The organism is Streptomyces anulatus (assembly GCF_014650675.1).
Classification (GTDB): Bacteria; Actinomycetota; Actinomycetes; order Streptomycetales; family Streptomycetaceae; genus Streptomyces; species Streptomyces anulatus.
This window is the reverse complement of sequence record NZ_BMVK01000006.1, coordinates 368,064-382,194: the sequence shown is the minus strand read 5'-3', so window position 1 is coordinate 382,194 and position 14,131 is coordinate 368,064. Positions and strand designations below refer to the sequence as shown.

Sequence of the window (14,131 nt, the reverse complement as noted above, 5' to 3'; positions counted from 1 at the left end):
CGTATTGCTCACACGTCAACATCTTGTTAACGCCGCGAGAGCGCCCCTAACGTCATCCGGACCGCCGAGACCGGTGGGAGTTCAAGGATGAACGTTAGGTATCCCCCATGCTGACAATCCTCGGCTTCGCCATGATCGCGACCTTCCTGGTCCTGATCATGACGAAGAAGATGTCGCCGATCGCGGCGCTGGTACTGATCCCCGCACTGTTCTGTGTCGCCGTCGGACAGGGAGCGCAGCTCGGCGACTACGTCATCGAAGGCGTCGGTAACCTCGCGCCCACCGCGGCCATGCTGATGTTCGCCATCGTCTACTTCGGCGTGATGATCGACGTCGGCCTGTTCGCCCCGATCGTCCGGGGCATCCTGAAGTTCTGCCGGGCCGACCCGATGCGCATCGTCGTCGGTACGGCGGTGCTCGCCGCGATCGTCTCGCTGGACGGCGACGGTTCCACCACCTTCATGATCACCGTCTCGGCGATGTATCCCCTCTACAAACGCCTGAAGATGAGCCTGGTCGTCATGACCGGCGTCGCGGCCACCGCCAACGGCGTCATGAACACCCTCCCCTGGGGCGGCCCCACCGCCCGTGCCGCCACCGCCCTCAAGCTGGACGCCTCCGAGATCTTCGTGCCGATGATCCCGGCGCTGGCCATGGGTCTGCTCGCCGTGTTCGTGCTGGCGTACGTGCTCGGCCTCCGGGAGCGCAAGCGCCTGGGCATGCTGACGCTCGACGAGGCGCTCGCCCGGGAGCCGGAGCAGGAGACCGTGTCCACCGGCGCGGGCAGCACGCGCGGCGGCAGCACCGGCGGCGCCGGCGGCGAGGACCGCCTCCGCAAGGGCGCCTCCGCCTCCGGGGGCGGTACGGGGACCGGCGCCGACGCCGATCCCGCGGCCGGCCCCGCGGACGAGGCCGACGACGAGGAGTTCCAGGGCCTCGACCCCAACCGGTCCACGCTCCGCCCGAAGCTCTACTGGTTCAACGCCGGACTCACCGCCGCCCTGCTGACGGCGATGATCATGGAACTGATGCCGATCCCGGTGCTCTTCCTGCTCGGCGCGGCCCTCGCGCTCACCGTCAACTTCCCCCACATGCCCGACCAGCGGGCCCGGATCGCCGCGCACGCCGACAACGTCCTCAACGTCTCCGGCATGGTCTTCGCGGCCGCCGTCTTCACCGGAGTCCTCACCGGCACCGGCATGGTCGAGAACATGGCCGACTGGGTCGTCGGCGCGGTCCCCGACGCGATGGGCCCGCACATGGCCATCGTCACCGGCCTGCTCAGCCTGCCGCTCACCTACTTCATGTCCAACGACGGCTTCTACTTCGGCGTCCTCCCCGTCCTCGCCGAGGCGGGCGCGGCCCACGGGGTCTCGCCGCTGGAGATCGCCCGCGCCTCCCTGGCCGGTCAGGCCCTGCACATGTCCTCGCCGCTCGTGCCCGCCGTGTACGTCCTCGTCGGCATGGCGAAGGTCGAGTTCGGCGACCACACCCGCTTCACCGTCAAGTGGGCCGTGCTCACCTCGCTCGTGGTGCTCGGGGCGGGCATCCTCTTCGGCATCATGTAATGGCACCCGAACCACGGACCGGGCCCGGCAGGGGCTGGCTGCTGCGCCTCGTCATCGCCTTCGCCTTCGCGCAGGGGGCGGTGTCGATGGCGCGGCCCGCCGTCTCCTACCGGGCCCTCGCGCTCGGCGCCGACGAGGCGGCCGTCGGCGTCATCGCCGGGGTCTACGCCCTGCTCCCGTTGTTCGTCGCCGTACCGCTGGGGCGCCGTACCGACCACGGCCGCTGCGCGCCCCTGCTGCCGCTCGGCGTGCTCCTGATCTCCGGCGGCTGCGCGCTCAGCGGCATCGTCTCCTCGCTGCCCGCGATGGCCGCCTGGAGCGGGGTGATGGGCCTCGGCCACCTGTGCTTCGTGATCGGCGCGCAGTCGATCGTGGCCCGGCAGTCCGCGCCCGACGAGCAGGACCGCAACTTCGGGCACTTCACGATCGGGGCCTCGCTCGGCCAGCTCATCGGCCCGGTCGCCGCGGGCGCGCTCATCTCCGGACAGGGCGGAACCCTGGGGCGTACGAGCGCGCTGGCCCTCCTCGTATCGGCCGCGGTCGCCGCGGTCGCCCTCACCTCGCTCTGGCGCATCGAGCACCGCCGGGCGAAAGGCGCCGGAGGCAAGCCCGGCCACAAGGTCCCGGTCCGCGCGATCCTGGGCGCGCGCGGCGTCCCGGCGGGCATCTTCATCAGCATGGCGGTGCTGTCCGCCACCGACATCCTCACCGCCTACCTGCCGGTCGTCGGCGAACACCGCTCCATCGCGCCGGCCACCGTCGGGCTGCTGCTGAGCCTGCGGGCCGCCGCCACGATCGCCTGCCGACTGGTCATGTCGCCGCTGCTGGGGCTGCTGGGCCGCAGGGTCCTGCTGGCCACCAGCTGCCTGCTCGCCGGGCTCCTCTGCGCGGGCGTCGCCCTCCCCGTGTCCGTCCCGGTCCTCGCCGTCATGCTCGCCGTGCTCGGCTTCTGCCTCGGCGTCGGCCAGCCGCTGTCCATGACCACCGTGGTCCGGGCCGCGCCCGACCGGGCCAGGTCCACCGCGCTCGCCCTCCGGCTGACCGGCAACCGGCTCGGCCAGGTCGCCGCCCCCGCCGCGGCCGGTCTGATCGCGGGCGCGGTGGGAGTGGCGGCGCCGTTCGCGTTGCTCGGCGTGCTCCTGGTCGGTGCGGCGGGCCTCGGGCTGCGCGGCGAGGGACGCCCGGAGTCCGCCCCCGCGCCGGGGGAGAGCGGGACGGCGCCCGCACCGTCGGAGTCCGCGGCCGCCCCCGTACGGCCGGAGTCCGGTCCCGCACCGACGGAGACGGGAACCGCCCCCGTCCGGCGGCCCGGGGTCGACGGTGCCCCGCGGAGCTGAGGGGCCCGCCCGGTTCAGCGCCCCGTCGAGCCGTCGATCAGCTCGCGGAGGATGTCCGCGTGACCGGCGTGGCGGCCGGTCTCCTCGATCATGTGCGTGAGCGCCCAACGGGCGCTGGGGGCGGAGTCCTCCGGGTGCGGGCGGGGCACCCGTGCGCCGAGGTCGGCACAGGTGTCGAGTACGCCGTTCGCCTCCGCGACCGCCTCCCGGTAGCGGGCGACGACCTCGGCCACGCCGTCCTCGGGTGCGGCGTGGAAGGTCGCCGGCCAGTCGTCGACCCGCTCCCCGAGGAACAGGGACCGCTCGACGGAGGTCAGATGGTTGAGCAGGCCGAGCAGATTCGTGCCCGAGGGCACCCCGGCGGCGCGTACCCCCGGTTCCCGGGCGCCCGCGACCTTCGCGGCGACCGAGTCGCGGAGGTAGTCGAGGAATCCGCGCAGCACCTCGGCCTCGCCGGCCCCGGTCCGGGGCGGCGGGGTGTCCCGGCGGCGTCGGGGGCGGGGTGCGGTGGTCATGGTTGCCTCCTGGGAATCCGCGTTCACGTGCTCGCCCCAGTCTTGGCCGGGCTGCGGCCGTCAGGGCAAGGCGTCATGCCGTTCCGGCAAGATCGGGAGGGCGGGCGAGGAGAGGGAGAGGGGGAGCGGCGGTGACGCGCCCGTGCCGGGGCGTCAGCGGCGGTGACGCGCCGGTGCCGGGGCGTGCGTGCCGGGCGTGACGGGCGTCTCGGGTGGCTCCCTGGCGTCAGAAAACTAACGGCGCTAGTTTGGGCGGGTGCGACGTGTCGCCCCGCGCCGCACGGCTCCGGCGCTCCGCACAGCACGGCTCCGCACCGCACGTCCGGGAGGAAACAGCCATGAAGGCCCATGACCAGATGTACATCGACGGTGCGTGGCGGCCCGCCGCCGGCCAGGACACGATCGCGGTCGTGAACCCGGTCGACGAGCAGGTCATCGCCCACGTGCCGGCGGGGACGGCCGAGGACGTCGACGCGGCGGTACGGGCCGCGCGCGCCGCCTTCCCCGCCTGGGCCGCGACCCCGCCCGCCGAACGCGCCGCCCGGCTCACCGCGCTGGCCGACGCGCTGGCCGCCCGCAAGGACGAACTGGCCGGGACCATCACGGCCGAGCTGGGCTCACCGCTGCCGCTGTCGCAGATGGTCCACGCGGGGGTGCCCGTACTGGTGGCCGCCTCGTACGCCGAACTGGCCGCCCGGCACGCCTTCGAGGAGCGGATCGGCAACTCCACCGTGCTGCTGGAGCCGGTCGGGGTGGTCGGCGCGATCACCCCCTGGAACTACCCGCTCCACCAGATCGTCGCCAAGGTCGCCCCCGCGCTCGCCGCCGGCTGCACCGTCGTCCTCAAGCCCGCCGAGGACACCCCGCTCACCGCCCAGCTCTTCGCGGAAGCCACCGAGGCGGCCGGACTGCCGCCCGGCGTCTTCAACCTGGTCACCGGCCTCGGACCGGTCGCGGGCCAGGCGCTCGCCGCCCACGAGGACGTCGACCTGGTCTCGTTCACCGGCTCCACCGCCGTGGGCCGGCAGATCGGCGCCACCGCCGGGGCCGCCGTCAAGCGGGTCGCCCTGGAGCTGGGCGGCAAGTCCGCCAACGTGATCCTGCCCGGCGCGGACCTCGCCAGGGCGGTCAACGTCGGCATCGCCAACGTGATGAGCAACTCCGGCCAGACGTGCAGCGCCTGGACCCGGATGCTGGTGGACGCCGAGCGGTACGAGGAGGCCGTGGAGCTCGCGGCGAACGCCGTCACCAAGTACGTGGTCGGCGAGCGGGTCGGCCCGCTCGTCAACGCCAAGCAGCAGGCCCGGGTGCGCGGTTACATCGCCAAGGGCGTCGAGGAGGGCGCCCGGCTGATCGCGGGCGGCCCGGACGCGCCGCTGGAGACCGGCTACTACGTCAGCCCGACCGTCTTCGCCGACGTCACCCCGGACATGACGATCGCCCGCGAGGAGATCTTCGGCCCGGTGGTCTCGATCCTGCGGTACGAGGACGTGGAGGACGCCCTCCGTATCGCCAACGACACCGTGTACGGGCTGGCCGGCGCCGTATGGGCGGCCGACGACGAGGAGGCGGTGGCCTTCGCCCGCCGGATGGACACCGGGCAGGTCGACATCAACGGCGGCCGGTTCAACCCGCTGGCCCCGTTCGGCGGTTACAAGCAGTCGGGGGTGGGCCGCGAGCTGGGGCCGCACGGTCTGGCGGAGTACCTCCAGACCAAGTCGCTCCAGTTCTGACCCCCGTAACCCTTCCCTCGCAAGGAGTCTGTTCGTGGTCCGCGCCGCCGTACTGCCCGCCGTCGGAGCTCCGCTGGAGATCACCGACATCGTCCTGCCGGAGCCCGGCCCCGGCCAGGTGCGTATCGCCCTCGCCGCCGCCGGGGTCTGCCACTCCGACCTGTCCCTGTCGAACGGCACCATGCGCGTCCCGGTGCCCGCCGTCCTCGGCCACGAGGGCGCCGGCACGGTCCTGTCCGTCGGCGAGGGCGTCACGCATGTGGCCCCCGGCGACGGCGTGGTCCTCAACTGGGCCCCCTCCTGCGGGGCCTGCTTCCACTGCGGGATCGGCGAGGTGTGGCTCTGCGCCGACGCCCTGAAGGGGACCGCCGGTCTCCACGCCCGTACGGCGGACGGCACCGACCTCCACCCCGGTCTCAACGTCGCGGCCTTCGCGGAGGAGACCGTCGTCGCCGCGAACTGCGTGCTTCCCGCCCCCGACGGCATCCCGCTCACCGACGCGGCCCTCCTCGGCTGCGCGGTCCTGACCGGCTACGGGGCGATCCACCACAGCGCCCGGGTCCGCGAGGGCGAGAGCGTCGTGGTGTTCGGGATCGGCGGCGTCGGCCTCGCCGTGCTCCAGGCCGCCCGGATCGCGGGCGCTTCCCGGATCATCGCGGTCGACGTCTCCCCGGCCAAGGAGGAGCTGGCCCGGCGGGCCGGGGCGACCGACTACCTCGTCGCCTCCGCCACCACCCCGCGCGAGATCCGCAAGCTGACGGGCGGCCAGGGAACGGACGTCGCCGTCGAGTGCGTCGGCCGGCCCGCGACGATCCGGGCAGCCTGGGAATCCACCCGGCGCGGCGGGCGCACCACGGTCGTCGGGATCGGCGGCAAGGACCAGGAAGTCACCTTCAACGCCCTGGAGATCTTCCACTGGGGCCGGTCGCTCACGGGCTGCGTCTACGGCAACAGCGACCCGGCCCGCGACCTGCCCGTCCTCGCCGGCCACATCCGCGCGGGCCGCTTCGACCTGTCGATGATGGTCACCGAGCACATCGCCCTGGACGGCATCCCCGCCGCCTTCGACAACATGCTCGCGGGCAAGGGCGGCCGCGCCCTGGTCGTCTTCTAGAGACCCGCTCAGAAGTCCGTGGTCCGGGACGTCGACGTCACCGGGCCCAGCAGCCGGGCGTCCATCTCGCCCTCCTCGAACAGCCGGGAGGCCGGGCCCACGATCAGCGGGTCCGGCTTCCCGACCGTCTCCGGGTCCTTGCCGGGGTAGTCGAAGCGGTCCAGCACATGCCGCATCGCCTCCAGCCTGGCCCGCTTCTTGTCGTTGCTCTTCACCACCGTCCAGGGCGCGTCCGCCGTGTCGGTGTGGAAGAGCATCAGCTCCTTCGCCTCCGTGTACTCGTCCCACTTGTCCAGCGACGCCAGGTCGACGGGGCTCAGCTTCCACCGCCGTACGGGGTCGATCTGCCGGATCATGAAACGGTTGCGCTGCTCGTTGCGGGAGACGGAGAACCAGAACTTCACCAGGTGGATGCCGTCCCGGGCGAGCATCCGCTCGAAGCCCGGCGCCTGGTGCATGAACTCCAGGTACTCCCGGGTCGTGCAGAACCCCATCACGCGCTCGACCCCGGCCCGGTTGTACCAGGAGCGGTCGAACAGCACGATCTCCCCGGCGCTCGGCAGATGCGCCGTGTAGCGCTGGAAGTACCACTGGGTGCGCTCGCGTTCGGTCGGCTTCTCCAGGGCCACCACTCGCGCGCCACGCGGATTGAGATGCTCGGTGAACCGCTTGATCGTGCCGCCCTTGCCCGCCGCGTCCCGCCCCTCGAAGAGGATCACCAGCCGCTCGTCGCGCTCCTTCACCCAGTGCTGGAGCTTCAGCAGCTCGATCTGGAGCGCCCGCTTGGCCTTGTCGTAGTCGCGGCGGCGCAGCTTGCGGTCGTACGGGTAGTCCTCGCGCCAGGCGTCGCGGGCGTGGCCCTCCGGCGTCACGAGGACCGGATCGTCGTCGCCGCTGTCGACCACGCCGAACCCGTCGAGGTACGGGCCGCCGAGACGGGCGGCCCGCTCGCTCGCCCCGGGGGCGACGGGCTCGTCCCGCCCTGCTCGGCCCCCGGCCCCGCTGGGTGCCTCGCCCTCGGTCCCGCTGGGTGCCTTGCCTGCCTTGCCCTCGGTTCCGTTACGTCCGTTCCGCTTGGCGCTCCTCGTCATGACGGGATCCCTCCACCGGCCTGGCCGGATTTCCGCGTGTGGCCCCAGTCTGCTGACGGCTCCGGGAGACCGCCACCCCGACCAGGCACAGCACGCCGCCCAGGACGCCGAGCAGCGTCGGTACCTCGTCGAGCAGCACCCACGCCATGAGCACGACGATCGCCGGGACGGCGTACGTGGTGGCGCCCATCCGGCCCGCGGTGGTCCGGGCCAGGGCGTAGCCCCAGGTGGTGAAGGCCAGCGCGGTCGGGAAGACGCCCAGATAGATCATGTTCAGCGTGGCGGACATGGGGGCGTCGGCCGCCTCGGAGACCAGCACCCCGGTGAACGGCAGGCAGGCGACGGCTCCGATCATGCAGCCGAAGGTGTTGATCTGGAGCGAGGACCCGTGTGCGAGGGCCGGCTTCTGGCTCACCACGCCCAGCGCGTACACGACCGCGGCCAGCAGGCACAGCGCCACGCCCAGCACGGACGAGCTGCCGTGCCCGGACATCGCCAGGCCGACGACGACCGCGCCCGAGAACGAGATGCCCATCCCCAGCAGCAGGCGGCGCGGCAGCCCCTCGCCGAGCATGCGGGCGCCCATCAGGGCCATCAGGATCGGCCCGATGTTCACCAGCATCGCCGCCGTCCCGGCGTCGACCTCCTGCTCGCCCCAGTTGAGCGCCACCATGTAGAGCCCGAACCAGAGCACGCCGGAGGTGATGATTCCGCGCCAGGCGCCACGCCCGGGCAGTCCTTCCCGTCGTACGAGGAGGATCGCCCCGAGCACCAGCGCGCCTGTCACCAGCCGCCCGAGGGCGAGTGCGCCGGGGGAGTAGGACTCGCCCGCACTGCGGATGGACACGAAGGCGGAGGCCCACAGCACGACGGTGGTGCAGGCGGCGGCGGGGGCCCGCCAGCGGTGGGCCGGCGGGGAGACCGGAAGGGGTGTCGGGGTCGTCGTCATGGCCACGACCGTAGAGCCGGAACGCTGCGCCCCCCACCGAATTGTCGAGTCCCGTCAATCGACGACCGACGGGCCACCCACCTGGTCGGGGCCCGCCACCCCCGCCCGCCCCGTGTTCGGAGCCCGCCACCCAAGCCCGTCCGGCGTTTGAGGACGGAGCTCAGCCACCTCAGCCCGTCCGGCGTTTGAGGACGGAACCGTGGAGCTGGCACCGGGTGACCCCTCCGTGTCCGGGAAGCAGGGGAGCCGCCCATCCCCAGCACCGGTTCCGTCCTCAAACGCCGGACGGGCTGGATGGGGTGCTCGCCCCCCGTCCTCCAGCACCGGACGGCCGGAGGAGCCGCTCGCCCCGTCCTCAAGCGTCGGACAGGCGCCCGTCCGTGGGTCGTGCGTACTGTTCGTACTGGATCGCCAGGCCGTCCAGCAGGGCCCGCAGCCCGGTCTCGAAGGCCCCTTCGTCGACCTGGCGGCGGTGGTCCGCCAGCAGGTGGGCCTGGCCGAGGTGCGGGTAGTCGGCGGGGTCGTAGGCGGTCTCGTCGTCGACGAATCCTCCGGCGAAGGAGCCCAGCGCGGAACCGGTGATGAAGTAGCGCATCAGGGCCCCGATCCGGGTGGCCTGGGCGGGCGGCCATCCCGCGCCGGTCATCGCCCCGAACACCGCGTCGGCGACCCGCAGCCCCGCCGGGCGGCGCCCGGGGCCCCGGGCGAGCACCGGGACGATGTGCGGGTGCGCGGCGAGGGCGGCCCGGTAGGACAGCGCCCAGTCGTGCAGGGCCTCGCGCCAGTCGCGCGGGTCCGACTCCTCGAACATCGACAGATCGACCTGTACGGAGACCGCGTCGGCGACGGCGTCGAGGATCTCCTCCTTGTTGCGGAAGTGGTTGTAGAGCGAGGGCCCGCTGACCCCCAGGACGGCCGCCAGCCGCCGCGTGGAGACGGCGTCGAGCCCTTCGGCGTCCACGAGCGCGCTCGCCGCCCCGACGATGCGGTCTCTGCTGAGGAGGGGCTTGCGCGGTCGGGCCATGCGGCTCATAGTAGGGCCTGCGAACCAGAAACTAGCAGTGCTAATTAAAGTGCGCCCGAGCGGCGCTCCCGAGAGACAGTGGGTGGGCACGATGGACCTGACGCTCAGCGAGGAGCAGGAAGCCGTCCGGAAGCTGGCCGAGGACTTCGTCGCCCGCGAGGTCGCCCCCCATGCCGTCGCGTGGGACCGTGCCGAGAACGTCGACAAGTCGATCGTGAAGAAGCTCGGGGACGTCGGCTTCCTCGGCCTGACCGTCCCCGAGGAGTACGGCGGCTCCGGCGGCGACCACCTGTCCTACTGCCTGGTCACCGAGGAGCTGGGACGCGGCGACTCCTCGGTGCGCGGCATCGTCTCCGTATCGCTCGGTCTCGTGGCCAAGACCGTCGCGACCTGGGGGAGCGAGGAGCAGAAGCGGCAGTGGCTGCCCCGGCTGACGGCGGGCGAGGCGATCGGCTGCTTCGGCCTCACCGAGCCGGGCACCGGTTCGGACGCCGGGAACCTCGCCACCAGGGCCGTGCGCGACGGCGGTGACTACGTCGTCAACGGGACCAAGATGTTCATCACCAACGGCACCTGGGCCGATGTCGTCCTGCTCTTCGCGCGCACGAACGACACCCCTGGCCACCGGGGCGTCTCCGCCTTCCTCGTCCCCACCGACACCCCCGGCCTCACCCGCCGCACCATTCACGGCAAGCTCGGCCTGCGCGGCCAGGCCACCGCCGAACTGGTCCTCCAGGACGTCCGGATACCGGCCGGGGCTCTCCTCGGACCCGAGGGCAAGGGCTTCTCCATCGCCATGTCCGCCCTGGCCAAGGGGAGGATGTCCGTGGCGGCGGGCTGCGTGGGCATCGCGCAGGCGGCCCTGGACGCGGCCGTGCGCTACGCCGGTGAACGCGAACAGTTCGGCAAGGCCATCGCCCGCCACCAGCTCGTCCAGGAACTGCTCAGCGACATCGCCGTGGACGTGGACGCCGCCCGGCTGCTGACCTGGCGGGTCGCCGACCTGATCGACCGGGGCCAGGAATTCGCCACCGCCGCGTCCAAGGCCAAGCTGTACGCCTCCGAGGCCGCCGTCCGCTGCGCCAACAACGCCCTCCAGGTCTTCGGCGGCTACGGCTACATTGACGAGTACCCGGTCGGTAAGCTGCTGCGGGACGCCCGCGTGATGACGCTCTACGAGGGCACCAGCCAGATCCAGAAGCTGATCATCGGCCGCGCGCTGACCGGCGTCTCCGCCTTCTGACCGGCACGCGTGTTCGTACGTGTGTCTGAGTACCGGCCTGAGTACGGGCACGGATGTGGCGTGCGCCACGTCGGCGGATGCTGAACCCATGAGTGACACGACATCGGTCAAGCAGCAGAGCACCGCGGCCTTCTACATGCAGGCCGTCGCCTCCTTCATGGTGGCGATCGCCGCGGTCGCCTTCGGTATCTTCTTCCTCGACGCCGACGCCTGGGTGCGCGGCTTCCTCGCCATCGGTGTGCTCTACCTGGTCACGTCCTGCTTCACGCTCGCCAAGGTGATCAGGGACCGCCAGGAGGCCGGGCAGATCGTCAGCCGGGTGGACCAGGCCAGGCTGGAGAAGATCCTCGCCGAGCACGACCCCTTCCAGAAGCTCTGACCCGGCAAGATCGACAGGACAATCCCTAAGCGCTTGCTCAGGTTCGGGGTATGGTGTTCGTCCTGTTGACGGAGAGGGGCCTTGGGCGATGTGTGCGGCGCAGGAGACGAGCGGCGAGGACGCGCCGTGGGGCGAGGTCACTCCCGAGGCGGCCAGGCGGCTCCTCGTCGCCGCCGTGGACGCCTTCGCCGAGCGCGGGTACCACGCGACCACCACCCGTGACATCGCCGGCCGGGCCGGGATGAGCCCGGCCGCGCTCTACATCCACTACAAGACCAAGGAAGAGCTGCTCCACCGGATCAGCAAGATCGGCCACGAGCGGGCCCTGTGCGTCCTCGATACCGAGGCGGACCGGGACGGCACGGCCGCCGAACGGCTCGCCGGGGCCGTCCGCTCCTTCGTCCGCTGGCACGCGGAGCGGCACACCACCGCCCGGGTCGTGCAGTACGAGCTCGACGCCCTCGGCGAGGAGCACCGCACCGAGATCGTCGCACTGCGGCGCAGGAGCGACGCGGTGGTGCGCCGGATCATCGGTGAAGGGGTGCGGGACGGCGAGTTCGACGTCCCCGACGTCCCCGGCACCGCGCTCGCGGTGCTGTCCCTCTGCATCGACGTGGCCCGCTGGTTCAACGCCCAGGGCAGCCGGACCCCCGACGAGGTCGGCGAACTGTACGCCGGCCTCGTCCTGCGGATGGTCGGCGCCCGGCAGGTTCAGAAGTAGTAGCGGGACACCGACTCGGCGACGCAGGCCGGCTTCTCGCTGCCCTCGCGCTCGACCGTGACGACCGCCGTGACCTGTACGCCGCCGCCGGTCTCCTCGACGTCGCGGAGCACCGCCGTCGCCCGCAGCCGTGAGCCGACCGGGACGGTCGAGGGGAAACGGACCTTGTTGGTCCCGTAGTTGATGCCCATCTTCATGCCCTCGACCCGCATCACCTGCGGCACCAGTGCGGGCAGCAGCGAGAGCGTCAGATAACCGTGGGCGATGGTCGTGCCGAACGGCCCGTCCTTCGCCCGCTCCGGGTCCACGTGGATCCACTGGTGGTCGCCGGTCGCCTCGGCGAACCGGTCGACCCTCTCCTGCTCGATCTCCAGCCAGTCGCTGTGTCCCAGCTGCTCGCCCACTCCGTCCCGCAGCTCCTGCGCGGACGTGAAGATCCTCGGCTCTGCCATGTTCCCGGTTCCTGCCTTCCGGCTCGGCGCACCATCAGGCGCGATGTCTAAGCGCTTGCTCAGCATCGTTGTGCGGCGCGTTCCTGTCAACGACATGGCAGTAGATTCGAGGGGTGCCCCAGATCCCACAGACACTCCACGAACTCTCGGTCGGCCAGCTCTCGGCGCGCAGCGGCGCCGCCGTCTCGGCCCTGCACTTCTACGAGGCCAAGGGCCTGATCAGCAGCAGCCGCACCAGCGGCAACCAGCGCCGCTACTCACGGGACGCACTGCGCCGGGTCGCCTTCGTCCGGGCGGCCCAGCGCGTCGGCATTCCCCTGGTCACGATCCGCGAGGCGCTCGCCGAACTGCCCGAGGAGCGCACGCCGAACCGCGAGGACTGGGCCCGCCTCTCCGAGGTCTGGCGCAAGGAACTCGACGAGCGCATCGGACAGTTGCACCGCTTGCGCGACCATCTGACCGACTGCATCGGGTGCGGCTGTCTGTCGCTGGAGACCTGCGTGCTGTCCAACCCCGACGACATCGTCGGTGAGCGGATCACCGGTTCCCGGCTGATGCCCGAGGGCCGGAAGCCGCCCAGGCGCACGTAGCCGCCGCGACGGGATCGCGCGACCTCACGCCGCCGCCGCGGCAGGCCTCCGGTGCCGGGGCAGCCGGGCCCTGGCCAGGGTGCGGTCGGTCAGGGCGGGCTGCGGCACCGCGATCCCGCAGCCCGTGCACACCGGGCCCGCCCACGGCGCCTCGCCCCGCTCCTGCCGCCACTCGATGCCGGTGCCAGCACAGACCGGGCAGGCGGAGCCGGGGCCGGCGCCCAGAGCCGTGATCAGCCGGCGCAGGACCTCGGCGAGCGGCTCGGTGGGATGGACGCCCGGGTCGGAGCAGCGGGCCACCCCGTGACCGCCCCAGGTGCGGCGGTGCCAGTCGTCGAACGCGCCGGGCCGCCGCAGCCCCGCGTGCTTCTCGCGCCTCCGCCGCTCGGCGAAACCCGCCTCGTACGCGAGCCAGACCGCCCGCGCCTCCTCCAGCTCGTCCAGCGCGCCCAGCAGGCTCGCCGGATCGGGCGCCCGGTCCTCGGGATCGATCCCGTGCCGGGCGCACAGATGGTCCCAGGTCGCCCGGTGCCCGTACGGGGCGAACCTCTCCAAACACTTGCGCAGCGAATACCGCCGCAGGGCCAGATCCCCCATCGGATCGCGGACCTGTCTCGCAAGACTCCGGAAACCGGCCATGACACCGCCACCTCCGTCGCTCGTCCTTGGACGTCAAGGAATGGACGTACGCCTGCCCGTTTCGGCTCCATCGAAAGATGAAATCCGTCCATTGGCCGAGACTCCCCATGTGGGAGGGGGTGCCACGGGTCGAAGCGGAGCGGCGCGCGGGCGGGTGGTGCGAGGGCGTGCGGCCTTGCGGGCGCGCCCGAAATCCGGTGGCGGCGGCACGGTCCCGTGCGGTTGGGTTCGCTCATGACAGCAGCTCGACCGCGCCTGGAACCGGTCACCCCCGACACCGTGCTCGCCGCCTGTCGGCTGGAAGTCGCACCCGAGCAGCGCGTGTTCGTCTCCCCGGTCGCCCAGTCCCTGGCCGAGGCCTATGTGCATCCCGACATCGCCTGGCCCCGGCTGATCTGCGACGGCGAGCGTGTCGTCGGCTTCGTGATGGCCTTCTTCGACGTGCCGTTCACCTTCGACGCCGACGTGCCGGACGCCCCGCCCCGTTCCGGTCTCTGGCGGCTCGCTGTGGCCGCCGGCGAGCAGGGCCGGGGGTACGGGCGGTTCGCCGTGGGAGCGGTGAACGAGGAGATCCGGCGGCGTGGCGGGACGGTCTCGACCGTGACCTGGAAGCCCGGCGAGGGCGGACCGGAGGAGTTCTACCTCCGGCTCGGCTACCGCAAGCGGGGCATCACCGAGGACGACGAGTGCCTCGGCGACCTGGACCTGACCGGCTGAACCGCCGTCCCGGACCCGCCGTCCCGGACCCGCCGTCCCGGACCCGGCGGGCCGGGTCC

At 72.2% G+C, this 14,131-nt stretch carries 15 protein-coding genes; 9 read left to right on the top strand and 6 right to left on the bottom strand.

Annotation, left to right across the window (positions count from 1 at the left end; all coding sequences use genetic code 11):
- Positions 1-107: 107 nt before the first annotated feature.
- Positions 108-1,568: a CitMHS family transporter gene (locus IE272_RS18175; protein WP_190007273.1), complete on the top strand. Its 1,461-nt coding sequence runs from the start codon at positions 108-110 to the stop codon at positions 1,566-1,568.
- Positions 1,568-2,905 carry an MFS transporter gene (locus tag IE272_RS18170; protein ID WP_190007272.1) on the top strand — a complete coding sequence of 446 codons (1,338 nt, stop codon included), beginning with the start codon at positions 1,568-1,570 and terminating at the stop codon, positions 2,903-2,905. Before IE272_RS18175 ends, IE272_RS18170 begins: the two co-directional genes overlap by 1 nt.
- A 14-nt stretch (positions 2,906-2,919) precedes the next feature.
- Here IE272_RS18170 and IE272_RS18165 read toward each other — a convergent pair whose 3' ends face one another.
- Positions 2,920-3,420 (bottom strand): DinB family protein, encoded by a 501-nt coding sequence (locus IE272_RS18165; protein WP_190007271.1) that lies wholly within the window; start codon positions 3,418-3,420, stop codon positions 2,920-2,922.
- Between the two features lie 338 nt (positions 3,421-3,758).
- Between IE272_RS18165 and IE272_RS18160 the strand changes: the two genes are divergently transcribed.
- Positions 3,759-5,153 carry an aldehyde dehydrogenase family protein gene (locus IE272_RS18160; RefSeq protein WP_050359539.1) on the top strand — a complete coding sequence of 465 codons (1,395 nt, stop codon included), beginning with the start codon at positions 3,759-3,761 and terminating at the stop codon, positions 5,151-5,153.
- Between the two features lie 34 nt (positions 5,154-5,187).
- Positions 5,188-6,267 (top strand): Zn-dependent alcohol dehydrogenase, encoded by a 1,080-nt coding sequence (locus IE272_RS18155; RefSeq protein ID WP_050359538.1) that lies wholly within the window; start codon positions 5,188-5,190, stop codon positions 6,265-6,267.
- An 8-nt stretch (positions 6,268-6,275) separates the two neighbouring features.
- On the opposite strand, the gene ppk2 is transcribed toward IE272_RS18155, so the two are convergent.
- The 3 genes from ppk2 to IE272_RS18140 all read right to left on the bottom strand — a co-directional run bounded on the left by ppk2 (position 6,276) and on the right by IE272_RS18140 (position 9,331).
- Positions 6,276-7,358 carry a polyphosphate kinase 2 gene (gene ppk2 / locus IE272_RS18150; RefSeq protein WP_190007270.1) on the bottom strand — a complete coding sequence of 361 codons (1,083 nt, stop codon included), beginning with the start codon at positions 7,356-7,358 and terminating at the stop codon, positions 6,276-6,278.
- Complete coding sequence (locus tag IE272_RS18145; protein ID WP_050359536.1) at positions 7,327-8,307, bottom strand: DMT family transporter; 981 nt, start codon at positions 8,305-8,307, stop codon at positions 7,327-7,329. The genes ppk2 and IE272_RS18145 overlap by 32 nt, the downstream gene beginning before the upstream one ends.
- A gap of 355 nt (positions 8,308-8,662) precedes the next feature.
- Complete coding sequence (locus IE272_RS18140) at positions 8,663-9,331, bottom strand: TetR/AcrR family transcriptional regulator (protein ID WP_050359535.1); 669 nt, start codon at positions 9,329-9,331, stop codon at positions 8,663-8,665.
- A 91-nt stretch (positions 9,332-9,422) separates the two neighbouring features.
- Between IE272_RS18140 and IE272_RS18135 the strand changes: the two genes are divergently transcribed.
- The 3 genes from IE272_RS18135 to IE272_RS18125 all read left to right on the top strand — a co-directional run bounded on the left by IE272_RS18135 (position 9,423) and on the right by IE272_RS18125 (position 11,674).
- Entirely contained in the window at positions 9,423-10,574 is a 1,152-nt protein-coding gene (locus IE272_RS18135; protein ID WP_050359588.1) for an acyl-CoA dehydrogenase family protein, read from the top strand.
- 88 nt (positions 10,575-10,662) lie between these two features.
- Positions 10,663-10,953, top strand: a complete 291-nt coding sequence (locus tag IE272_RS18130; protein WP_050359534.1) for a YiaA/YiaB family inner membrane protein — start codon at positions 10,663-10,665, stop codon at positions 10,951-10,953.
- An 88-nt stretch (positions 10,954-11,041) separates the two neighbouring features.
- On the top strand, positions 11,042-11,674 hold the full coding sequence (locus IE272_RS18125) for a TetR/AcrR family transcriptional regulator (RefSeq protein ID WP_190007269.1): 633 nt from the start codon (positions 11,042-11,044) through the stop codon (positions 11,672-11,674).
- Here the strand turns inward: IE272_RS18125 and IE272_RS18120 are convergent.
- Entirely contained in the window at positions 11,665-12,126 is a 462-nt protein-coding gene (locus IE272_RS18120) for a MaoC family dehydratase (RefSeq protein WP_047175876.1), read from the bottom strand. The two genes, IE272_RS18125 and IE272_RS18120, sit on opposite strands and share 10 nt — an antisense overlap.
- Before the next feature lie 113 nt (positions 12,127-12,239).
- On the opposite strand from IE272_RS18120, the gene soxR reads away from it, so the two are divergent.
- Positions 12,240-12,716, top strand: coding sequence for a redox-sensitive transcriptional activator SoxR (gene soxR / locus IE272_RS18115; protein WP_050359532.1), 477 nt, complete (start codon positions 12,240-12,242; stop codon positions 12,714-12,716).
- Positions 12,717-12,740: 24 nt separating this feature from the next.
- On the opposite strand, the gene IE272_RS18110 is transcribed toward soxR, so the two are convergent.
- Entirely contained in the window at positions 12,741-13,355 is a 615-nt protein-coding gene (locus IE272_RS18110; protein WP_050359531.1) for a hypothetical protein, read from the bottom strand.
- A gap of 234 nt (positions 13,356-13,589) precedes the next feature.
- On the opposite strand from IE272_RS18110, the gene IE272_RS18105 reads away from it, so the two are divergent.
- Positions 13,590-14,072, top strand: a complete 483-nt coding sequence (locus IE272_RS18105; protein ID WP_050359530.1) for a GNAT family N-acetyltransferase — start codon at positions 13,590-13,592, stop codon at positions 14,070-14,072.
- Positions 14,073-14,131: the final 59 nt, after the last annotated feature.